Genomic DNA, 22,247 nt, shown 5'->3' on the forward strand with positions numbered 1-22,247 from the left:
GAGAATAGTATCTATTTTTACTTTTCATATTAGGAAGTTACCATACATTTTGTATATGTTTACTTCCTAAGCCCCAAGGTTTTTAGCAATTAAACATGACGGCGCATCAAAAAATGCAGGTTAAAACTGAACCAGTTCAATATTAAAAATGTGATTATCATTTTGTTTGAGCTATTCGGTTTATCGTAACTTTTAGCGACAAGCGCTGATGTACTTATTGATCTTGATTTATAATTGTTCAAAATACTGCCTCATCAGAACTGCCATGAAATATTTCAGCTGCGCTGTTTGTCATAATCAAGTGTTTTTCGCCAACACCGAATGTATGAGCTGTCATACAGCATTGGGTTATATTGCCGCTGAAAAAGACATGGGCTGTTTTGAAAAACACAGCGCGACGCTTTGGCTGGCACTTAATAATGAACAAAAAGGGAAACGCTACAAGCCTTGTTATAATTATCAGCATCACCAAGTCTGCAACTGGATGATACCCGCCGAAAGTGATGAAATCTATTGTGAATCATGTCAGTTGACCCACATTATTCCAAGTTTAGATAACCCCGACCATATCGTATATTGGGCGCGTTTAGAGTATGCGAAACGACGTTTTTTATATTTGATGCAACAGCTCAATATTATGCCTAGAGCCAAACGTAGTGATGATGATCGTTTTGGGCTAAGTTTCAATTTTCTAATGCCGACAGAAAACCAGCCTGTCATGACGGGACATGCCAATGGCGTGATTACCTTAAATGCCAGTGAAGCCGATGTGATTTACCGTGAAACAACGCGGGTTAAAATGGGTGAAAACTATCGAACCCTTTTGGGGCATTTTCGCCATGAAAGTGGACACTATTATTTTGATTTACTTCAACATGTATACCCAGAGTTAATTGATGAATTTCGTTTGTACTTTGGCGATGAACGCCAAGACTATAATGAAGCATTAAAACGCCATTATAATGATGGTGCACCGCTGAACTGGACAGATAATTTTGTTAGTTCCTATGCCAGTACACATCCTTGGGAAGATTGGGCCGAAACTTGGGCACATTATTTACATATGATGGATACCTTAGAAACCGCCTATCATGCAGGTTTAGTGGTCAAAACCAATAAACATAATTTGAATAATTTAGAACTTAATGAAAATCCGATCGGCGCACAAGATTTTGATTTATTGCTGCAACATTGGATGACACTCACCTTCAATTTAAATGCCTTAAACCGTAGTATGGGCCTAGATGATGCCTATCCCTTTACCTTGTCCAACCTCGTTTTAGACAAATTACGCTTTATTCATCATAAATTATTGCTGATTAGCTTTAATCAACCTGACACAGCTAAATTTTTAAGCTAACAATTCTTTAAACTGTGTAATTCCATTGCCCATGAATTAAAATAAATCAAAGCTTTGTGAGTGTATGTCATGTCAGTATTAGCAGCAACTTCAACCACCTTGATGATACTTATAAGCATCAGTCTTCTTTCTGGCTGCCAATTGATCAAACTCAAAAAAGATAAAATCAGCGCACTTTTGAATAAGGTCTGTTGAATAATATTTTGATTATTTGACCAAAATTTCATGGAGCATATGACGCAGCCATTGATGACTCGGTTTATGGTGACAGGACATATGCCAATACTGTTTTACCCCATAGGTTGGAAAAGCAATCGGTGCTTCAAATATTTTTAAATTGCCACGAGAAAGTAAGACTTCACTCAGATAATACGGCACTGTGGCAATCGCATCCGTATCTTGCACCACCAGACCCACACCTAAATAACTCGGCAAACGCATCAAAATATCGCGTTTCAAGTCGAGGTTCAGCAACTCATTTTCTATATGGTAATGCCCCATTCCGGCATCAATATCGATATGCGATTCACTTAAATATTGTGCTGTTGTAATGGTATCGCCTGTAAGACGCGGATGATCTTTTGCCGCAATCACCACATAATATTGTTCAAATAATTTTTGCTGATAAAAACCACTTTCTAAATGTGGTAAAAAACCCAGTGCCAAATCAATTTCGCCATTGGCCATTTGATAACTGGTCTCACTGGTAATTGGTCGAACATTTAAGCGGATTTGTGGCGCATGGTTTTTTAAATATTGGCTAATTTTAGGCAATAAAACCAAGTGCGATACATCGGTCATCGCCAAGGTAAATTTCTGATCCGAAATCGCTTGGTCAAAGTCGATCGAAAAGTTATTAATGGCTTCAACTTTACTTAATGCTTCACTGACCAAAGGAAAAAGCTGACGAGACAGTTCCGTTGGCACCATTTCATTGCCTATTCTTAAAAATAATGGGTCGTTATAATGCTGTCGGATTTTATTTAGGATATTACTCACCGTCGGTTGACTCATTTGTAAATGTTCAGCAGCCTGCGAGACATTTTTGTACTTATAAACATGAAAAAAAATGCTAAGAAGTTTACAGTCCAATTCAAACACGAAAGTTAAAATCCTTCATCGATAACGCTAAAATTTAGTTTGTATCATCGGCAGAAATATTGAAAATGCCAATATCGAAATATTACTTTTATTACCAATGAAACGCCAGACTATTTACCAACCCCACGTATGACTTTCATTCACTCCTTAGAATCCGCATAATTCCCTAAAATTGGGCGAGGATATAAAGCATGTTGAATGCTAAAAAATTGGTATGTTTTGACCTTGATGGGACACTCATTGATTCTGTGGGGATTTGGAATCAAGTCGATGCACAGCTCATTCAAGACTTAACGGGTCAAATCATCAGTCATTTAAGCATCCAGCAGCAACGTGATATTCAACTACAAAAATTTAGGCAAAGTCCTGATCCCTACCTAATGTACTGTCACTTTCTCAAAGAAAGCTATGAGATTCAAAATTTAAGCGTAGAAGAAATCAAAACGTATCGTTATACCATTTCATATCATTTTCTCGATCATGTGATTCAACTCAAACCGCAGGCAGAGATTTTTGTTCAAGCCTTAATTCAACAAGGCATCGCCGTTGCCATTACCACCACCACGAGTATTCACAATATTCGACGCTATCAATCCAAGAACGCGAATATTCATCCTAAATTGCATTTTGAACGAGACTTCCACCTCATATTGACCCGTGAAAATGTGGAAAATATCAAACCACATCCAGAAGTTTATTTAAAAGCCATGCAGCATTTTGGGTTTAAACCAGAGGAATGCTTAATTATTGAAGATTCTTTAATTGGTATTGAAGCGGCCAATCAAGCCGGTATTGAAGTTGTGGCGATTTATGATCAATATTCTGAACATGAGTTAGAGCACATCAAGGCAAAAGCGGATTATTTTGTACAAGATTTTGCTGAGTTGATTACGGTAATTTAAAATTCGACTTAGAAATAATCACAGAAAAATAAAAAAGCCCGAACGAATCGGGCTCTTTCTTCACTTCAATTTAATCGCTTTTCATACTGCCTGTTTCTTCAAATTTTGCATGCCAAGACAAAGCTTCATTTAACAGATGCGGTGTTTGTCCACCACGCTCGCAAGCACGTTCAAAGTAGCTCATCAATTCTGCGCGATAGCTTGGATGTGCACAAATTTCAATCACTTTGCGTGCACGTTCACGCGGCGCAAGGCCACGTAAATCTGCCAAACCTTGTTCGGTTACCACAATATCCACATCATGATCGGTGTGATCAGTATGGCTAACCATCGGCACTACAGATGAAATCGCACCACCTTTCGCCACTGATTTCGTTACGAAAATGGCTATATGTGCATGGCGGGTAAAGTCACCTGAACCACCAATGCCGTTCATCATTTTGGTTCCGGTCACATGGGTGGAATTCACGTTTCCGTAAATATCAAACTCCAATGCTGTATTGATTGCAATAATGCCTAGGCGACGGATGATTTCAGGATTATTCGACAGTTCTTGCGGGCGCAGCACAATTTTGTCTTTATATTGGTCAAAATTGCTCATCACATGCTGTGCGCAAGGTTCAGACAAGGTCATTGAGCAACCGGAAGCAAACTTCATTTTGCCTGAATCAATCAACTGGAAGGTACAGTCTTGAAGCACTTCTGAATACATTTCAAGATCATGGAAATTTGAATGTTCAAAGCCTGCAAATACTGCATTGGCAATCGAACCGACACCTGACTGCAATGGGCCTAAATTTTCAGGTAAACGACCATCTGCCACTTCACCTTCAAAGAAAGTAATTAAATGTTGAGCAATCGCTAAAGTTTCAACGTCTGGCTCGTCCATTTTGAATTGCGTATCTGGTAAATCATTGATCACAATTGCAGAAATTTTTTCAGGACTGACATTGATGCCAATCGTACCAATACGCTCACCCACTTGCGTTAATGGAATTGGCCCACGATTTGGACGCGCTTTTGGCACATAAATATCATGTACACCTTCAAGTACGGGATTGATGGTATTGTCAATTTCGACAATCACATGATCCGCCATTTCAATAAAGTTTGCCGAGTTACCGCACGAACCGGTTGGAATGATTTGGCCATCTTCGGTAATTGCGGTTGCTGCAATCACCGCTACATTAATACGCGGTAAATTATGATGGCGAATATTGTCTGCCATTTCAGACAAATGCTGATCGATATACATCACCTCACCCGCATTGATGGCTTTACGTAAGCCTGGGTCTGCTTGGTAAGGATAACGACGCTCAATGGCATGCGCCTCGTTTAAGCGGCCATCGATACTATTGCCTAGGCTTGCACCTGTTGCCAGCGTGATGCGTAAAGGATGTGAAGCAGCGTGATCGGCAAGTGCTAGAGGAACTGTTTTTGCTTCACCTGCACCACCAAAACCACTTAAACCAACCACTGAACCATCTTGAATTAACTCAATTGCTTTTTCAGCAGACATCACTTTGTCGTGAAGGGAGAGTAAACGAATGCGATCTAAACCGTTCATAATCAAAATCTCAAAAATAACATCTCAAAATAAACATCTATAGTGTCGCCATCCCAGCGGGCTGAAATGGCTTTGTTATTGCTTATCTAAAAACTTACTTATCTAAAAAAATGATAATTGAGGCAAATTACACAAGTTCAACCGCAATTGCTGTTGCCTCACCGCCACCAATACATAATGCCGCTACACCTTTTTTACCGCCTGTACGTTTTAGTGCGTGTAAAAGTGTCACGATAATACGCGAACCTGATGAACCGAGCGGATGACCTAGTGAGCAAGCGCCACCATTAATGTTCACTTTTGCTTCATCTAGGTTAAATCCATCAATGGCAAGCATGGTAACCATGGCAAATGCTTCATTCACTTCCCAAAGATCGACATCTTTGGCATCCCAACCTGCTTTTTGCAGTACTTTTTCAATTGCACCAACTGGCGCAATGGTAAATTCTGAAGGATGCTGTGAGTTGCTCGCATAGGCCACAATATTGGCCAATGGCTTTAAGCCACGTGCATTGGCTGTTTCAGCAGAAGTAATCACCAAAGCCGATGCACCATCAGAAATTGAGCTGGCATTAGCCGCTGTAATGGTGCCATCTTTTTTAAATGCAGGACGTAAAGTTGGAATTTTGTCAGCTTTTGCATTTAAAGGTTGTTCATCTTGTTCAACTACGACATCGCCTTTACGGCTTTTCACCGTTACAGGTACGATTTCATCTTTAAAGAAACCACCGTTAATGGCTGCAACAGCTTTATTTAATGAATTAATCGCAAACGCATCTTGTTGTTCACGGGTATAGCCTTTTTTGTCGGCCATTTCTTGCGCAAGAATACCCATCGACAGACCTGTTTCAGCATCCTCTAGGCCTTCTTGGAACATGTGGTCGGTGGTTTTGCCATGCCCCATACGGTAGCCCGCACGTGCCTTTTCTAATAAATAAGGGGCATTCGACATCGATTCCATACCGCCTGCCACCACAATATTGGCAGAACCAGCTTTAATCGCATCGGCAGCTTGCATCACTGCTTTCATCCCCGAACCACAAATTTTATTAATCGTGGTTGCACCTGTTGAATCAGGCAAACCCGCTTGGCGCATGGCTTGACGTGCAGGACCTTGTTTTAAACCTGCAGGCAGCACACAACCAAAAATCACTTCATCAATATCAGTAGGTTGTAAGCCTGAACGTGACACTACGGCTTGGATCGCTGTAGCACCTAAATCTGGGGCTGTACAAGATGAAAGTGAACCCTGAAAACCACCCATCGCTGTACGCACACCATCTACAATTACAATCATTTTTTATTTCATCCTGTTTTAAATCTTTTCAAACCAAGGAAACATGGCTGCTTCCTTGGTACTTTCCATCTTAATGTGTTTTGCTTAAATTTCGCCTACAGCTTAAGACTGAGCGGTGAAGTATTCTTCAGATAACTGCATAATCAGCGCAGAACCCGCTTTGATACGTTGCGCACGTGCTGCTAAATCAGGCAGGACTTTTTCAACATAATAGTCGGCAAGAACCAATTTGTTTTGGAAGAAGCTTTCTGGTTTTGCCGCTGCCGCTTTGCTAATACGTGCAAACATATATACAAAGCTTAATAAGCCCACAGCATGCAAGTAATCAACCGCGACTGAACTAGTGAAGTCAGGTGCGGTTTTTGACTGCTCAACAATAAATTGCGTTAAAGCTTCAACTTCGTCACAAACCTGAACCGCAGCCGTTTTCACTTTAGAATCCGACATTGACGCTGCAAATTCACGAATTTCTGCAATATATTCTGCAATGAATACACCATTACATTTCGTGGTTTTACGACCAATCAAGTCAATCGCTTGTACGCCGTTGGTGCCTTCGTAAATTTGTGAGATACGTAAGTCACGGATACATTGCTCCATGCCCCATTCACGAATATAGCCGTGGCCGCCAAAGCACATTTGCGCTTCTAGTGTTGCTTGCAGCGCAGTATCGGTTAAATAAGCTTTAGCAATTGGAGTTAACAGTGCAACACGGTCATTGGCCTTTTTCACAGCCGCTTCATCCGTTGAATATTTCGTGATGTCCAGTTGTTGACCGACATAGACCGCAAATGCACGAGAAGCTTCATTATTTGCGCGTACGTTCAGCAACATACGGCGTACATCACCATGGACTAAAATTGAATCTGCTGGTTTTTCTGGCGATTGAACACCCGTTGCAGAGCGACCTTGCAAGCGGTCTGTCGCATATTGTGCAGCGTTTTGATAAGCAAATTCTGCCGCGCCAATCCCCTGAATACCCATAGATAAACGCTCATAGTTCATCATCACGAACATCGCAGCAAGACCTTCGTTTTCTTTACCTACGATATAGCCTTTGGCACCATCAAAGTTCATGACACAAGTTGCTGAGCCTTTAATCCCCATCTTGTGCTCAATAGAACCTGCTGATACTGCGTTGCGCTCGCCGATTGAACCATCATCAGCATTGACATGAAATTTCGGCACGATGAACAGTGAAATGCCACGTGAACCCGCTGGCGCATTTGGTGTTTTTGCCAAAACTAAGTGAATGATGTTTTCACACAGATCGTGTTCACCGCTGGTAATGAAAATTTTTGTACCGGTAATATTAAATGAACCATCTTCATTGGGTTCTGCTTTGGTTTTAATGATCCCCAAATCAGTTCCTGAATGCGGTTCAGTCAAACACATCGTACCTGACCATTCACCTGTGTAGAATTTTGGCAAATAGGTTTCTTTTTGCTCTTGCGATGCGCGGTCATTGATCGCCATACCTGCGCCCACAGTCAACAGCGGATACAGCATAAATGAAGGGTTGGTACTCCAAATCATTTCATCTGCAAGCACAGTCAGCATTTTCGGCATGTTCTGACCGCCCCATTCTTCAGAAGCGCCTAAACCGACCCAACCACCTTCAGCGAATTGTTTGAACGCATCTTTAAAGCCTGTAGGTGTAGTGACAACGCCCTGATTAAACTGTGCACCGCCTTCTTCATCGGCACTGCGGTTCAAATCTAGAATGACGTTTTTCGAAAATTTCGCCATTTCTTCTAAAATGGCATTTGCAGTTGCCATATCGATGTGGGCTAAATTTTCATTTGACTGCCAGAATTCATCTGCCTGAAACACATCATTTAAAATAAACTCCATGTCTTTGAGTGGCGCATTATAAATTGGCATAATTTCTTCCCTTGTACATTGAATGCTGCTTTAAAGTAATGCCGCATTTTTTTTAGATAAAAGTATCCTAAGCGAAATCAAAGTTTTAATTTCAACTGAGTAAAATTGGTGAGATTTTGTGTTCGATGTTTTAACTAGAAAACATTGAAAAATACTGAAAATATAGCGTTCAGTTTTGAATTTTTTAGAACCGCGATCGGGCAGATAAAAATTGGATAAAGCAGATTAAGCTGATAAATTGATTTTTCGTTGAAGCGTACATATAGAACCTAAAACCTTGTCCAAAGGACTGATCTTTCAAACTCATGGTGATGAATTATTAGACTTAACCGCCGTTTTTGTGCGCATTGACAATAGAATAAAAAAAATTAAAATGGAATTTTATTCACTAGAAATGACCTCTAGAGTTCACTTTTCTTGACTTTACATAACAACTTATGAAAAACAGGAAAATTCCAATAATTTTCGAGTGTTTATTTTTAAACCAAATTTGAGCATTCTTCTCGACCATAGTGTTATTTTAGATAAGATCGAAAGACCGTAATCTAGGAGTTATGCTCGCCATTGATGTATTTGGAACGATAAAGATGACTACAGTACGCCAACAAAATTTTCTAATACGCAAAGAGAAAATTTTAGCGATGGCAGAAACGTTATTGCTGGATAATAATCAGGATATTACCTTAAGTGAATTGGCTAGCGAGCTAGATATTGCCAAAGGCACGATTTACAAACATTTTAAAAGTAAAAATCAGCTGTATTTAGAATTGATTATTCTGAATGAAAAACGCCTGCTGGAAATTTCTAAAAAATATAATCACGATATCAAGACTTATGTTTCGCAGTACATGCTGTACAACATGCTAAATTCAAACCGTACGATTTTATTGCATGTGATTGAAGAACGTTTGACCAATAACGAGCGTAAATTAAAAGAGTTATTTGAAGAATTATATCAAGTACGCGAAGAACGGATTATTGAAATTAAGGACATGACCAGTGACTATTTAAAATCACTCGAAAGTGCCATGTCGATCCGTGACTATTTATCCTACATTTGGACAGTGACTTATGGTGCATCGCTCCTGCTCAACTCGACACACTACCAAAAATCGATTGGTTCACGTGAGCGCCTAATTAAGCTTTATATTAACCAAGCACTGATGACCCCAGATAAAATTTCGGCGGTTTAAAACTTACAATATAAAAGCCGAACATCTGTTCGGCTTTTTTACAACGATTATCGATTTTCTTATTTATCGATCTTCTTAGGACTGAATGGGTGATCCATACATCACAGTAAAATCATCCTTAAGAAAGTCAATATCATTCTTTAAGCAATTACTGGCGGAAAACCATCTTCAGTCAATGCAGCAACAATTTTATCTTCTGCAACGGTCGTGTTCACTTCAACCAATTTAGTGTCCACATCAATATTTACAGTTGCATTTTCATCTAAATCTTTAATGGTCGCTGTTACGCTACGTGCGCAACCACCACAAGTCATATTTTCAATACGAAATTTCATTTTTTCTTCCTCATATTTCACTGATTAAGACTATAAACCTTGCCACAATAGGAAGGTCAAGGCATTTTTACTCTGGAGCGGTATGGCAACTTTCTGCTATTCCTTTTTCAATCTGGTTCAAAATATTACAGTCTGCTTGTTCATTGCCTGCACAGCCATCCACAGACTGCTGCAATATTTCTACCATGGCTTGTAAATCTGCAATTTTTTGATTCAAGGTATGAATATGTTTCAAAGCCAATTGCTTCACTTCGGCACTGTGGCGTTCCTCATTTTTCCAAAGACCAAGCAGTTCTTTCATTTGCTCAGATGAAAACCCCAAATCTCGTGCATGACGTAAAAAGCTCAAGATTTTCACATCCGCATCACTATAAATTCGATAGCCTGCTTCTGTACGTCGAGCACTTGTCAACAAGCCAATGGATTCATAATAACGAATCATCTTGGCAGAAATACCTGATATTTTTGCTGCTTGACCGATATTCATTTTAAGACTCCTTAAATACAGGCCCTTTAAAACCTTTGAGTCGAAGTGCGTTTGAAACTACAAAAACTGAAGATAATGCCATCGCACCTGCGGCAAACATTGGTGAAAGTAATATGCCAAAGAATGGATAGAGAACACCCGCAGCCACAGGAATTAACGCTGCGTTATAGACAAATGCCCAGAATAGGTTTTGACGAATATTATTCATGGTTGCCGTACTCAATGAAATTGCGGTTGGCACCATTTGTAAATTACCCGACATTAGTACCACATCCGCAGCTTCAATCGCCACATCCGTACCTGTACCAATTGCCATACCGACATCTGCCTGTGCCAACGCTGGCGCATCATTAATCCCATCACCGACAAAACACACAACACCATGCTCTTTTTGCAGTTGTTGCACTGATTGCACTTTTTGATCAGGCATCACTTCTGCAATAACATGGTCAATCTTTAATTGTTTCGCAATCGCTGTTGCGGTATGACGGTTATCCCCCGTGATCATGGCAACTTTTAAACCTAGATCATGCAAAGTTTGAATCGCTGAATAGGTCGTGTCCTTAATTGGATCGGCCACCGCCACAATTGCTGCAAGTTTCTGGTCAATTGAAATATAAAGCGGTGTTTTACCTTCATTGCCCATGTTTTGTACATATTCAGCAAATACGGAAGTCTCTAAACCCAGTTTTTGCATGAGATGATCGGCACCAATATAAATATGCTGACCATTAACCACAGCCTGAATCCCGGCACCTGTGACCGAGTCAAACTGTTCAACTTCAAGCAACTCTATTTTTTTATTTTGTGCAGCTTGCACAATCGCATAAGCAATCGGATGTTCAGACTTACTTTCAACTGATGCTAAAATTTGAAACACACGATCTTTATCAAAACCTTGTGTGACATCAAAATCAGTCAGCTTAGGCTTGCCTTCGGTTAGGGTTCCTGTTTTATCGACAGCAACCACTTGTGTGCTTTTAAGTTGCTGTAGCGCTTCACCTTTACGAAAAAGCACGCCAAGTTCAGCACCGCGACCTGTACCCACCATAATTGAAGTCGGTGTTGCCAACCCCATGGCACATGGACAGGCAATAATCAGTACCGCAACCGCATTCACTAAAGCATAAGTTAAACTTGGTTCTGGTCCAACAAAATACCAAACCAAAAACGTTATCACGGCAAGTGACATCACCACAGGTACAAACCATAAGGTGACTTTATCGACTAAAGCTTGAATCGGAAGTTTTGAACCCTGAGCCTGTTCAACCATATGAATGATTTGCGCCAAAACGGAGTCTTGCCCAACAGCAGTTGCTTTAATTTTTAAATGACCATTTTGGTTAATCGTACCGCCAACCACTTGATCCCCAACTTGTTTTCCCACAGGAATCGGTTCGCCACTGATCATTGACTCATCAATATAACTATTACCAGATACCACCTCACCATCCACAGGACAACGTTCGCCAGGCCGTATTTCAATGATCATGCCAGTTTGCACGTCTACGACTGGCATATCTACCGTTTCACCCGCGTGTTCTACACGTGCTATTTTCGGTTGCATACCTACTAGATATTGAATGGCTTGTGATGTTTTACCTTTAGCTTTGGCCTCCATAAAGCGGCCAAGTAAAATCAAAGCCACAATGACTGCTGCCGCCTCAAAATACACATGTACCGTACCTTGGGGCAATAATTGAGAAGCAAAAGTTGCAACGCATGAAAAACTATATGCCGCCAAGGTTCCCACTGCGACAAGTGAGTTCATATCAGGTGCTAAACGCAGTAATGCGGGTATCCCATGTTGGTAAAAACGTCGTCCGGGAAAAATCAACACCAGGGTGGTTAAAAAAAACTGAATGTACCAACTATTTTGGGTACCAATATTTTGTGCAACAAAATGATGGAAAGCTGGGATCATATGCGAACCCATTTCCAAAATAAATACAGGCACAGCCAAAACTAACACAATCCATAAATCACGTTTCAGCAAACGCAATTCATCAGCTTTTTTATCAGTTTGAGATGGTTGCTGGGTTGTAGAAAGCTCTGCGCGATAACCTGCTTTTTTAACCGCAGCAATTAATTCATTCACTTTTGATGCAGGTGCCTGAATAAAGGCTTTTTCCAATGCCAGATTCACAGTAGCCTGTGTGACACCATCAACTGCATTCAGTGCTTTTTCGACGCGGGCAACACAGGACGCGCAAGTCATCCCTTCAATATTCAGTTCAATATCTTGCGCGGCAACATAAAATCCGGCTTTTTCAATCGCCTGTATAATCTGCGTATTTTCTACCGATGCCACAGCCTGAATTGTGGCTTTTTCTGTGGCTAAATTGACTTGAGCAGAAACCACAGCAGGTACTTTTTGAATGGCTTTTTCGACACGTGCAACGCAAGATGCGCAAGTCATTCCTTCAATGTTCAGCTCTATGCTTTTAGTTGCAACCGTAAACCCAGCTTTTTCTACAGATTGAATGGCTGCTGCATAATTGATAGGTACATGACCACGAATATGAGCGGTTTCTGTCGCCAGATTAACCGAAGCCTCCTCAATACCCTCAACTTTTTTTAATGCTTTTTCAACACGTGCAACACACGACGCACAGGTCATGCCCTCAATTTCGAGTGTTCCTTCAGACAAGGATGATTGTGTTTGTAAGCTCATAACGATATCTCAATACTAAGACTCTATGACATGTTATAGCTTAAACATTGACATTATTGTAAGGTCAAGTTTTTTTATACTTCATTTCAGACTATAGCTGCAACATTAGGGATAAGGAACTGATTCAGTTGATTTATAACTATCGTCAGGGAGTGAGTGACTCTTAATAAAAAAACAATAAAAAAGCCCATTCAAATGAACAAGCTTTTTGTATTTTACTGAAAAATTAGTCAGCACTAATATCTTCAAATAAAACAGAAGAAAGATAACGTTCACCACCATCAGGTAGGATCACGACAATATTTTTCCCTGCATTTTCAGGACGTGCTGCTAGTTTAGCTGCCGCTGCCATTGCTGCACCACTAGAAATACCAACTAAGATACCTTCATGTGTTGCTGTTTTGCGCGCCCATTCAATGGCTTCGCTACTTTCAATGCTCATCACTTCATCAACAAGATCTAGGTCTAAGTTCCCTGGAATAAAGTTGGCACCAATCCCTTGAATTTTATGTGGGCCTGGAGTTAACGGTTCTCCTTTTTTCACTTGCGCAATAATTGGAGATTCCGCAGGTTCAACGGCAACAGAATAGATCGGTTGATTTTTTACTTTTTCAAAAAAGTTTGAAATACCGGTAATCGTACCACCTGTCCCCACACCTGCCACTAAAATATCGACTTTACCACCAGTCGCTGCCCAAATTTCAGGACCTGTGGTTTGTTCATGAATTTTAGGGTTTGCTGGATTTTCAAACTGTTGAGGTAAATAATAAGTGTCAGGATGTTCATCGACTAAATGCTGTGCTTCATCAATCGCACCTTTCATCCCTTTAGCAGGTTCAGTTAACACTAAATTTGCACCAAAAGATTTCAACACTTTGCGGCGTTCAATACTCATACTCGCAGGCATAGTTAATGTAATGTCATAACCTTTTGCTGCAGCTACGAATGCCAGTGCAATACCAGTATTACCACTGGTTGGTTCAACAATATGCATGCCCGGTTTCAACAAACCCTTTGCTTCAGCATCAGCAATCAGCGCAGCACCCACACGGCATTTAACTGAAAATGCTGGGTTACGACTTTCAACTTTTGCCAATACCGTTGCATCAGACTGAATTGCACGATTAATACGAACCAATGGCGTATTACCAATGGCTTCTGCATTATTACTATAAACCGCAATACCTAAATTTTCTGGTACTGGAAAAGCTGAATCTGTGCTCATGAATATTTCCCTGATGTCTTTGTATTAAAATGATGTTTAGATCATACAACCAAATTAAAATTCTGCATGTTTTTTTAAGCGAATGACTTATATCTATAAATGTTTTTATGATAGATTGCACTAAATTTAAGCAATAAAATTAACTGATAAACTTATTTTTTACTTATAAATAATATTGATATTAAGATTCACTAAAAACCATAAAATTTGTCTTATTTATTCAATGTATTAAAATCTGATATCCGTATACTTGAATTGTTGTTAATCCTATGGACATTTTCCAATGAATACCGATCTGGAAATCACCACTATGCGTGATTCTGCCGAACTCGTCGTGGGCGTTTTGAAATCACTGGCAAATACGGATCGTCTCCTAATCTTATGTCATCTGGCACAGCAAGAATTAAATGTGTCTCAGATTGAACAAATCACTGACATTAAACAACCTACATTGTCTCAACAATTGATGATGCTACGTAAAAGTGATGTTGTCATGACTCGTCGAGACGGAAAACAAATTTATTATTCGATTAAAGATGCCAATTTAGTTCAGGTATTGAATACGCTTTACCAGTTATATTGCCAACAACCCTTTAAGCAGTATTAATTTAAGCTACATTATTGAATGCTGTTCACCTTAATTTTAAAAACAATGAGCAGCATTTTTTCGATTTTTTAAATAAAAATTTAAAATAATTTCTTATTTTTCAATCTAATTCATAAATAAAAATTTATATAATGCCTCAGAACTTAAAAATGGTTTTGTACTATATTGAAATAGGATTCATCCTAATAAAGACTTCTTAGCACTTTTTGTGCATAATATATATGAATTTGTGATTTAGATAATTTTATGTCAGATTTAAAAAAATCCATGCTACAGCATTTCCCAGCTTGGCAATGGCTACAGACTTATACTCCTGTCAAATTTAAATCTGATGTATTGGCAGCACTCATTGTCATTGCCATGCTGGTTCCTCAAGGTATGGCCTATTCTATGTTGGCAGGTCTGCCACCGATCATGGGCTTATATGCCAGTATTCTTCCCATGATTGTGTATGCCTTGATTGGTGGAAGTTCGACTTTATCCATCGGGCCTGTCGCGATTATTTCGATGATGACTTTCGCTACACTCAATCCCTTATTTGAAGTGGGCTCGCCTGTTTATATTGAAGCTGCAACCTTATTGGCTTTGATGGTCGGGATTATTTCCCTACTTTTGGGCGTTTTACGCTTTGGCTTTCTGATTCAATTGATCAGCCATCCGGTCATTAAAAGTTTTATTATTGCTTCAGCGTTGTTAATTGCATTGGGCCAATTCAAATTTTTAGTCGATGCCCCCCTGCAAGCCAATAACATTCCTGAATTTGTCATTTCTTTATGGCAACACCTCGGTTCGATGCATTTTGCATCCCTGATCTTTGGTGTTATTGCCATTTTATTTTTGATTTACATGCCAAAACTGTTGGCCTCTCAATCGGTACAATCCCGAATCGGTTCGACTGCATTTTTAAGTAAAGCTCTCCCTTTATTGTTAGTCATCATGTCAATTGGCAGTGTGCTGCTGTTTAATTTACAGGATGTCGGCATCAAAACTGTCGGTGAAATTCCTTCTGGTTTTCCACCACTGAGCTTTCCGAGTTGGAACTGGCAATTGGTACAAACCTTACTGCCGGGCGCAACCATGATTGCGATGATTAGTTTTGTAGAATCTTTATCAATTGCTCAAGCCACCGCGTTACAACAACGCAGTCAGTTAAATAGCAATCAGGAACTGATCGCTTTAGGGCTTGCCAATTTAAGCGCCGGAGTCAGTTCATCATTTCCTGTGACCGGAAGCTTATCGCGTACCGTAGTTAACGCTGATGCCGGTGCCAAAACCCCCATGGCAGGTGTACTTTCCTCTCTATTGATCATCGTTGTTAGCTTATATTTCACTGGTTTCTTCCGTGATTTACCGCTGGTCATTTTGGCAGCAACAATTATGGTGTCGATCTGGAAATTGGTTGATTTCAAACCATTTATTGATACTTGGCGTTATTCCAAAGCAGATGGTATTGCCATGTGGGTTACTTTTTTTGGCGTAGTCTGCATTGATATTTCTACAGGTCTGATTATTGGCATCATTTCAACCTTTATTCTTATGTTATGGCGCATTAGCCGCCCGCATATGGCAGTAATTGGCTTGGTTGAAGGTACACAACATTTTAGAAATGTTCAGCGTCATCATGTCTATACCTCACCGCATATTTTATCCATGCGTATTGATGAAAACTTAACTTTTTTGAATGCCAACACCTTAAAAGGCTTCTTGATTAATGAAGTGAGTAAAAATGCAGAACTTGAGCATGTCATTATTAATTGTTCAAGTGTGAGCTCCATTGACTTAAGTGCTTTGGAAATGCTTGAAGATTTAAATCTTGAACTCTCAAAACTGAACATTCGCCTGCATTTTTCTGAAGTAAAAGGCCCTGTCATGGACAAATTGCAGCATTCAAAATTATTGACTCATTTAAGCGGTCAAATTTTTATGACGCATTACTTGGCGATACAAGAGTTAACCTCTTCAACTATGGAATATCAGATCTAATTACCCATAAAAATGCTCAGGCTTTAGCCAACCCCAATAGCTCTAGCTTGAGACTTTCTGTAATTACGAATCGATACAAATAAATACGTCATGAAAATCATGTATTTATTTTTAAATTAAATTATTTCCTAAGCACTGCACATTTTCGTATAAAATATGTGGTTAATTTTCATTTTTTTGTCATAGTAATTCTGACAAGGCTCTCCTATGTTTTCAGCATTTACACGCTTGAGTTTAGTAACCCGAATTATCATCGCCATTATTTTAGGTGTATGGGTTGCTGTCCTTGCTCCGGGCGTTGCCCCCTATTTAAGTTTACTTGGTGATTTATTCATTAAGGCATTGAAATCTGTCGCACCTGTTTTGGTTTTTGTACTCGTACTTTCATCGATTGCGAATTTCAAAGTGGGCAGCAGCAACGCATACATTAAGCCAATTATGCTGATGTATGCTTTAGGTATGTTCTTTGCAGCATTAAGCGCTGTTGTTGCCAGTGTTCTTTTTCCAAGCACTTTATTTCTTGATGTTGCCGCAGAAAATATCGTACCACCGGGTAGCCTGGTTGAGATCTTAAAAAACTTGCTGCTGAGTTTTGTTGCTAACCCTGTCACTGCGATTTCTGAAGCGAACTTCATTGGTATTTTGGCATGGGCGATCAGCCTTGGTATCGCTTTTCGTCATGCAAGTAACACTACACGCGTGTTCTTATCAGATGCTGCCGATGCAGTGAACAAAATCATTCGCATAGTCATTAACTTTGCACCAGTTGGTATTTTTGGCTTAGTCGCTGTGACATTTGCAGATGCAGGTCTTAAAACCTTAGTCAGCTATGCACATTTACTTGCTGTTTTAATTGGTACCATGTTCTTTGTCGCGTTGGTAATCAACCCAATCCTTGTGGCATTGATGACACGTAGCAATCCATATCCATTGGTTTTCCAATGTTTACGCGAAAGTGGTATTACTGCATTTTTCACCCGTAGTTCGGCTGCAAACATTCCTGTAAACCTTGATCTTGCAAAGCGTTTAGGCGTACCTGAATCAACTTCCAGTGTTGCAATTCCATTAGGTGCAACCATCAACATGGCAGGTGCATCGGTTACTATTACAATTTTAACACTTGCAGCAGTCCACACATTGGGTATTTCAGTTGATTTCACTACCATGTTGATTCTATCTGTAGTCGCAACTGTTTCTGCATGTGGTGCTTCTGGTGTTGCAGGTGGTTCTTTACTCCTCATTCCTGTGGCGTGTGGGCTATTTGGTATTTCGAGTGATATTGCTATGCAAGTCGTTGCCATTGGTATGGTGATTAGCGTACTGCAAGATTCAACTGAAACGGCCTTAAACTCTTCGACTGACGTATTATTTACTGCTGCAGTCGATCGTGGTTTAAGATAATATCTTGATATTAGATATTTTTTAGCGTCATGCCATGCCTTTTCAGACTTTACCATTATGGATTCAACTAGGTACTTTTTTTCTTGCCGTTAACGCAGGAATGATTAACGTCCTTGGACTGGTGACTGTTTTGCACCAGTCTGTTTCCCATATGACGGGTAACGTTAGTATGTTGGCCATGGCAATCATTGATTGGCAACCTGCAACGATTCTTTACTTAGTCTTGGTCGTGCTTTGCTATGTGATTGGCTCATTTTATAGTGGGCTGATCCTTGGAAATAGCCAGTTTAGCTTAAGTCGACGTTATGGTACGCCGTTAAGCTTGGTGGCTTTTTTTATTGTGCTCTGTTGGCTACTGTTACCCTATTTCCCTCGCTATGCTTTATTGTGGGCATGTGTCGCAATGGGGGTGCAAAATGCGATGGTCAGCCACTATAAAGGCACCATTATTCGCACCACTCACCTGTCTGGCGTATTAACCGACTTAGGTTTAGCCTTGGGCTATAAAGCGCGTGGCCTTGCGGTAGAATCCAAACGCGTTATTCTCCATTTACTGATCTTTGCTGGATTTATCGTTGGCGGTTTACTTGCCAGTGGGCTTTATCCTTATTTAAAATTAAACGCATTCCTCATTCCAGCTGCCTTAAGTTTTATCATGAGCGCAGTTTATTGGATGATTTATTTTCATTATCGACATATACACGATTAGTTGGAACGTACTATGGTTAAAAATGCATTACAGGCTCAACTGCTCAAAGCAGGTTTGGTCGATAATAAAAAGGCAAAAAAATTGTCTAAACAAGCTGTACATGAAAAACGTACAGGTGATAGTAATGAAGCTGAAATCAAAGCGAAAATTGAGCAAGATCAACAGCAAAAAATGGCTAAAGATCAGGCTTTAGAACAAAGCAGAAAAGCCGTTTTGCATGAAAAAGAATTGAAAGCGGCCATCATGCAAATGATTCAACAGCATAAAATTCGTGATACAGACGGTGAAGCTACCTATCAATTTATTGATGATAGCAAAATCAAAAAAGTCTATATCAACCAGCAAATTTACAATGCCCTTGTTTCAGGCAGTCTGGTCATTGCACGTGAAAATGCGAGCTATGCCTTCTTACCAAAAGCACTTGCAGAGCGTATTAATGCCAAAATGGAAGGCTTTATCATTGTCAATAATTCTGAGGTGAATGAGCAAACCACGGATGAAGAAGATCCGTATGCGGCCTATGTCATTCCAGATGACTTGATGTGGTAAGCATTGAAAAATTATCAAAGCTCCTTCATCGGGGCTTTTTTTATTGTCGTTTCTACCTTTGATTTAGGCTTGACCAATATTTTCCCGAACCTTAAGTTTATAAAATGCAAGCCTAATCAGCTAGTTCAGTAACATTTTGGACAAAACATGTCGTGGCTCAGTAAATAAATGGGTGAAAAATTTGCTTATCTCATATTCACAATTACAATAAATTAGTTTGCTAACCCTTTCATAAATAAGCGAAGGATGATTTTGGAAAAGTTTCAATTTATACAAAATATTCAAGATTGGTCAGATCAATATCCCTGGCTCGAAACGTTGACCTCTCTCAGCATCATTATTATTTTTGCTGTCATTGCAAATTTTATTGCAAAACAAGTGGTCGTACGCGGTATTCGAAAACTGGTTTCTAAAATGACCTTTAGTCATAGTCAGATCCTCTCCCAACATAGCGTCATTAAACGTTTTGCCAATATTGTTCCTGCAATTGTAATTTTGAATGGCATTACAACTGTTCCACATATTTCTCTTAAATTCGCCACTTTGGTTCAAATGGCATGTCAGGCCTTTATCTTCTTGACCATTGCGCTTGCGATCTCTGAATTATTAAATATTTTTAACCTGATTTATCAGCGTAATCCAAAATCACGAAATAAGCCGATCAAAGGCTATTTGCAGCTCATTAAACTCATTATCTATTTGGTCTGTGGTCTGATGATCTTGGGTACCTTCTTGAAAAAAGATGTGTTTACCCTATTGGCTGGTTTTGGTGCGATGGCTGCGGTACTGATGTTGGTTTTTCAAAACACCATTTTGTCTTTGGTAGCCTCAGTTCAAATTTCTTCTTATGATATGGTCCGTATAGGTGACTGGATTGAGATGCCTTCACTAAATGCAGATGGTGATGTCATTGATATGTCATTACATACAATTACGGTACAAAACTTCGATAAAACATTGACCACCATTCCAACCAATAAGCTGGTCACAGATACCTTTAAAAACTGGCGTGGTATGGCGCAAGCTGGTGTACGTCGTATAAAACGCTCACTCTATATTGATCAAAGTTCAGTACATTTTATGACGCAAGATGAGCAAAACAAGCTCAAAGAGTTCCTCTTGCTCGATCAATATCTTAATACCAAACATGAAGAACTAACCGAATTTAATCAGCAACTTAGCAATCAGTCTCAATATAATCAACGACGCTTGACCAATTTAGGAACATTCCGTGCTTATATCGAATTTTATTTAAAGCAACACACGGGTATTGCGCAGCATCAAACTATTTTAGTGCGTCAAATGCAACCGACCAGCGAAGGCCTTCCACTCGAAATTTATGCTTTTAGCAATACCATTGCATGGAAAGATTATGAAGCAATTCAAGCTGATATTTTTGATCACTTAATTGCCATCATTCCTGAATTTGGCTTGAAAATTTATCAAGCACCTTCTGGAACTGATTTTCAAAATATCACGTCTTCACGAGTAATGAATTTGGATTAAGTTCATTAATTAACCTATAAAAACGGGGGCTTAAATAGCTCCTGTTTTCAATATTCTGTTGTTATATTTATTACAAAAGATTGTACTGAATTATCAAAAAAAATTATACAAACTATGTACAAAAATAAAAAAAATATATACTCTTTGGTAAATAGCGCACAAAAAAACTTTTAAAATAGGAACTTGATCATGGAAGGCTCGTATATACCTTCTCAGAAATCAGTCAAAATACATACGGAAAAATTGTTTGATTCTATGAATCACTCTTCTGTTAAACACACGCTGCTCAAAGCAAATGCCTGCGATATTGCCAATCGTGAACGTATTGAAGCGGCATTATTAGACCCAATTGCGCGTATTCCACCTCAATATAAAAATGTTTATCATAAATTTCAGTATTTAAATCAAAAAAACTATTTAAAACAAGTCAATTATTTTGCCCAGCTCGCATTTTTGATTTATTTTTGGGCAGATCGTTATATATTGCCTGATATCGAAATCTTATCTGGAATGATCCGTATTTTGGCGATTATCGGAGCATTCGGGCTGAATTATATTTTATTTAAATACATCAAACGCATTCAATTTTTAGACCTCATCTTACCTTTGGCAACATGTCTTTCTGTCATTTTATGGTTTGAAATTTTATTACAATCCAACAGTACTCTGGTTTCGTCTTATCAATATGCCGCAGTTATTTTTATTGTTTTAGGTAACTTAGGTATACAGGTACATTTTCGGCCTTCATTAATCAGCTCAGCGATGATTACTAGTGCCATTTTATATGGAGTATGGCGTCTAAATGAATTGAACGACTTTATCATCTTCTTGTTTGTTTATACGCCGATTCTCCTTTTTAGTATTTATATTTGTTGGAACAACACACTCAACTCACGTAAAACATTTTTAAGAGCCTTATTAGACGACTGGAACTATCATACGCTGCGTCAGCTTGCACATACGGATGAACTTACCCAACTGAGTAATCGCCGACAATTCGTGCAAGCTGCAAATAAAAAAATTAATGAGACGCCTATTTCAGTTTCTACCAGCTTACTCATGTTTGATGTCGATAATTTTAAAGCAATTAATGACAAGTATGGGCACGATGTTGGCGACCAAGTACTGTGTTGTATTGCCGAAATCGCGCAGAAAGAAATGCGCTTTTACGATCTATTGGCTCGATTTGGTGGGGAAGAATTTATTGCCTTACTTCCTTATACTGTACAAACAGATGCCTTGAAAATTGCTGAACGTTTACGCCATAAAATGGAACAATATAGTTTATATATTCATGGGCAACACATACCGTTCTCTATTTCTATTGGTGTTTCAAAAATTGAGCCTGAGCATCCAAGCTTAGATCAACTGATTAAACATGCCGATATCGCCCTGTATGAAGCAAAACGTCAAGGACGTAACCGAGTCGTTCACTTTAATTATATGAATTTATGTCGTTAAACCTCT

At 39.3% G+C, this 22,247-nt stretch carries 18 protein-coding genes; 10 read left to right on the forward strand and 8 right to left on the reverse strand.

Going from position 1 to position 22,247, the window contains the following annotated elements:
- Nucleotides 1–265 precede the first annotated feature (265 nt).
- On the forward strand, nucleotides 266–1,360 hold the full coding sequence (locus ACN6OV_RS01515) for a zinc-binding metallopeptidase family protein (RefSeq protein WP_427949043.1): 1,095 nt from the start codon (nucleotides 266–268) through the stop codon (nucleotides 1,358–1,360).
- A 207-nt stretch (nucleotides 1,361–1,567) separates the two neighbouring features.
- On the opposite strand, the gene ACN6OV_RS01520 is transcribed toward ACN6OV_RS01515, so the two are convergent.
- Nucleotides 1,568–2,461 (reverse strand): LysR substrate-binding domain-containing protein, encoded by an 894-nt coding sequence (locus ACN6OV_RS01520; protein ID WP_427949045.1) that lies wholly within the window; start codon nucleotides 2,459–2,461, stop codon nucleotides 1,568–1,570.
- Between the two features lie 191 nt (nucleotides 2,462–2,652).
- On the opposite strand from ACN6OV_RS01520, the gene ACN6OV_RS01525 reads away from it, so the two are divergent.
- Nucleotides 2,653–3,363: an HAD family hydrolase gene (locus tag ACN6OV_RS01525; RefSeq protein ID WP_427949047.1), complete on the forward strand. Its 711-nt coding sequence runs from the start codon at nucleotides 2,653–2,655 to the stop codon at nucleotides 3,361–3,363.
- 70 nt (nucleotides 3,364–3,433) lie between these two features.
- Here ACN6OV_RS01525 and ACN6OV_RS01530 read toward each other — a convergent pair whose 3' ends face one another.
- From ACN6OV_RS01530 to ACN6OV_RS01540, 3 genes are all read right to left on the reverse strand, one after another.
- Entirely contained in the window at nucleotides 3,434–4,930 is a 1,497-nt protein-coding gene (locus ACN6OV_RS01530) for a succinate CoA transferase (RefSeq protein WP_427949048.1), read from the reverse strand.
- Between the two features lie 127 nt (nucleotides 4,931–5,057).
- The gene (locus tag ACN6OV_RS01535) at nucleotides 5,058–6,227 is read right to left on the reverse strand and encodes a thiolase family protein (protein ID WP_427949050.1); all 1,170 of its coding nucleotides are present in this window, start codon (nucleotides 6,225–6,227) and stop codon (nucleotides 5,058–5,060) included.
- A 102-nt stretch (nucleotides 6,228–6,329) separates the two neighbouring features.
- A complete protein-coding gene (locus tag ACN6OV_RS01540; RefSeq protein ID WP_427949051.1) occupies nucleotides 6,330–8,111 on the reverse strand; it encodes an acyl-CoA dehydrogenase C-terminal domain-containing protein in 1,782 nt (593 codons plus the stop codon).
- 587 nt (nucleotides 8,112–8,698) lie between these two features.
- On the opposite strand from ACN6OV_RS01540, the gene ACN6OV_RS01545 reads away from it, so the two are divergent.
- A complete protein-coding gene (locus ACN6OV_RS01545; RefSeq protein ID WP_427949053.1) occupies nucleotides 8,699–9,304 on the forward strand; it encodes a TetR/AcrR family transcriptional regulator in 606 nt (201 codons plus the stop codon).
- A gap of 140 nt (nucleotides 9,305–9,444) precedes the next feature.
- Here the strand turns inward: ACN6OV_RS01545 and ACN6OV_RS01550 are convergent, their stop codons facing one another.
- From ACN6OV_RS01550 to cysK, 4 genes are all read right to left on the reverse strand, one after another.
- Nucleotides 9,445–9,639 carry a heavy-metal-associated domain-containing protein gene (locus tag ACN6OV_RS01550; RefSeq protein ID WP_427949055.1) on the reverse strand — a complete coding sequence of 65 codons (195 nt, stop codon included), beginning with the start codon at nucleotides 9,637–9,639 and terminating at the stop codon, nucleotides 9,445–9,447.
- 67 nt (nucleotides 9,640–9,706) lie between these two features.
- Nucleotides 9,707–10,126 (reverse strand): Cu(I)-responsive transcriptional regulator, encoded by a 420-nt coding sequence (gene cueR, locus ACN6OV_RS01555; RefSeq protein WP_427949057.1) that lies wholly within the window; start codon nucleotides 10,124–10,126, stop codon nucleotides 9,707–9,709.
- A gap of 1 nt (nucleotide 10,127) precedes the next feature.
- Nucleotides 10,128–12,800 carry a heavy metal translocating P-type ATPase gene (locus ACN6OV_RS01560; protein ID WP_427949059.1) on the reverse strand — a complete coding sequence of 891 codons (2,673 nt, stop codon included), beginning with the start codon at nucleotides 12,798–12,800 and terminating at the stop codon, nucleotides 10,128–10,130.
- A gap of 226 nt (nucleotides 12,801–13,026) precedes the next feature.
- Complete coding sequence (gene cysK / locus ACN6OV_RS01565) at nucleotides 13,027–14,025, reverse strand: cysteine synthase A (RefSeq protein WP_427949060.1); 999 nt, start codon at nucleotides 14,023–14,025, stop codon at nucleotides 13,027–13,029.
- A gap of 283 nt (nucleotides 14,026–14,308) precedes the next feature.
- Between cysK and ACN6OV_RS01570 the strand changes: the two genes are divergently transcribed.
- The 7 genes from ACN6OV_RS01570 (at nucleotide 14,309) to ACN6OV_RS01600 (ending at nucleotide 22,241) form a co-directional block, all read left to right on the forward strand.
- The gene (locus ACN6OV_RS01570; protein ID WP_427949062.1) at nucleotides 14,309–14,632 is read left to right on the forward strand and encodes an ArsR/SmtB family transcription factor; all 324 of its coding nucleotides are present in this window, start codon (nucleotides 14,309–14,311) and stop codon (nucleotides 14,630–14,632) included.
- A 246-nt stretch (nucleotides 14,633–14,878) separates the two neighbouring features.
- Nucleotides 14,879–16,615: a SulP family inorganic anion transporter gene (locus ACN6OV_RS01575; RefSeq protein WP_427949064.1), complete on the forward strand. Its 1,737-nt coding sequence runs from the start codon at nucleotides 14,879–14,881 to the stop codon at nucleotides 16,613–16,615.
- 207 nt (nucleotides 16,616–16,822) lie between these two features.
- The gene (gene sstT / locus ACN6OV_RS01580) at nucleotides 16,823–18,016 is read left to right on the forward strand and encodes a serine/threonine transporter SstT (RefSeq protein WP_427949066.1); all 1,194 of its coding nucleotides are present in this window, start codon (nucleotides 16,823–16,825) and stop codon (nucleotides 18,014–18,016) included.
- A 34-nt stretch (nucleotides 18,017–18,050) separates the two neighbouring features.
- Nucleotides 18,051–18,725, forward strand: coding sequence for a YoaK family protein (locus tag ACN6OV_RS01585; RefSeq protein ID WP_427949067.1), 675 nt, complete (start codon nucleotides 18,051–18,053; stop codon nucleotides 18,723–18,725).
- A gap of 12 nt (nucleotides 18,726–18,737) precedes the next feature.
- Nucleotides 18,738–19,274 carry a DUF2058 domain-containing protein gene (locus ACN6OV_RS01590; protein WP_427949069.1) on the forward strand — a complete coding sequence of 179 codons (537 nt, stop codon included), beginning with the start codon at nucleotides 18,738–18,740 and terminating at the stop codon, nucleotides 19,272–19,274.
- Nucleotides 19,275–19,526: 252 nt separating this feature from the next.
- Nucleotides 19,527–20,780 carry a mechanosensitive ion channel family protein gene (locus tag ACN6OV_RS01595; RefSeq protein WP_427949071.1) on the forward strand — a complete coding sequence of 418 codons (1,254 nt, stop codon included), beginning with the start codon at nucleotides 19,527–19,529 and terminating at the stop codon, nucleotides 20,778–20,780.
- A gap of 255 nt (nucleotides 20,781–21,035) precedes the next feature.
- Nucleotides 21,036–22,241, forward strand: coding sequence for a GGDEF domain-containing protein (locus ACN6OV_RS01600; RefSeq protein ID WP_427949072.1), 1,206 nt, complete (start codon nucleotides 21,036–21,038; stop codon nucleotides 22,239–22,241).
- Nucleotides 22,242–22,247 lie beyond the last annotated feature (6 nt).

The sequence above is a fragment of the Acinetobacter sp. genome, assembly GCF_050285345.1.
GTDB lineage: Bacteria > Pseudomonadota > Gammaproteobacteria > Pseudomonadales > Moraxellaceae > Acinetobacter.

Bases quoted from the DNA above. Each gene is read 5' to 3' on its own strand.
- ACN6OV_RS01535 (WP_427949050.1), bottom strand. From the start codon at position 6,227: ATGATTGTAATTGTAGATGGTGTGCGTACAGCGATGGGTGGTTTTCAG.
- cueR (WP_427949057.1), bottom strand. From the start codon at position 10,126: ATGAATATCGGTCAAGCAGCAAAAATATCAGGTATTTCTGCCAAGATG.
- ACN6OV_RS01560 (WP_427949059.1), bottom strand. From the start codon at position 12,800: ATGAGCTTACAAACACAATCATCCTTGTCTGAAGGAACACTCGAAATT.
- ACN6OV_RS01545 (WP_427949053.1), top strand. From the start codon at position 8,699: ATGACTACAGTACGCCAACAAAATTTTCTAATACGCAAAGAGAAAATT.
- ACN6OV_RS01525 (WP_427949047.1), top strand. From the start codon at position 2,653: ATGTTGAATGCTAAAAAATTGGTATGTTTTGACCTTGATGGGACACTC.
- ACN6OV_RS01515 (WP_427949043.1), top strand. From the start codon at position 266: ATGAAATATTTCAGCTGCGCTGTTTGTCATAATCAAGTGTTTTTCGCC.
- ACN6OV_RS01570 (WP_427949062.1), top strand. From the start codon at position 14,309: ATGAATACCGATCTGGAAATCACCACTATGCGTGATTCTGCCGAACTC.
- ACN6OV_RS01550 (WP_427949055.1), bottom strand. From the start codon at position 9,639: ATGAAATTTCGTATTGAAAATATGACTTGTGGTGGTTGCGCACGTAGC.
- ACN6OV_RS01530 (WP_427949048.1), bottom strand. From the start codon at position 4,930: ATGAACGGTTTAGATCGCATTCGTTTACTCTCCCTTCACGACAAAGTG.
- ACN6OV_RS01600 (WP_427949072.1), top strand. From the start codon at position 21,036: ATGAATCACTCTTCTGTTAAACACACGCTGCTCAAAGCAAATGCCTGC.
- sstT (WP_427949066.1), top strand. From the start codon at position 16,823: ATGTTTTCAGCATTTACACGCTTGAGTTTAGTAACCCGAATTATCATC.
- ACN6OV_RS01585 (WP_427949067.1), top strand. From the start codon at position 18,051: ATGCCTTTTCAGACTTTACCATTATGGATTCAACTAGGTACTTTTTTT.
- ACN6OV_RS01590 (WP_427949069.1), top strand. From the start codon at position 18,738: ATGGTTAAAAATGCATTACAGGCTCAACTGCTCAAAGCAGGTTTGGTC.
- ACN6OV_RS01540 (WP_427949051.1), bottom strand. From the start codon at position 8,111: ATGCCAATTTATAATGCGCCACTCAAAGACATGGAGTTTATTTTAAAT.
- cysK (WP_427949060.1), bottom strand. From the start codon at position 14,025: ATGAGCACAGATTCAGCTTTTCCAGTACCAGAAAATTTAGGTATTGCG.
- ACN6OV_RS01575 (WP_427949064.1), top strand. From the start codon at position 14,879: ATGTCAGATTTAAAAAAATCCATGCTACAGCATTTCCCAGCTTGGCAA.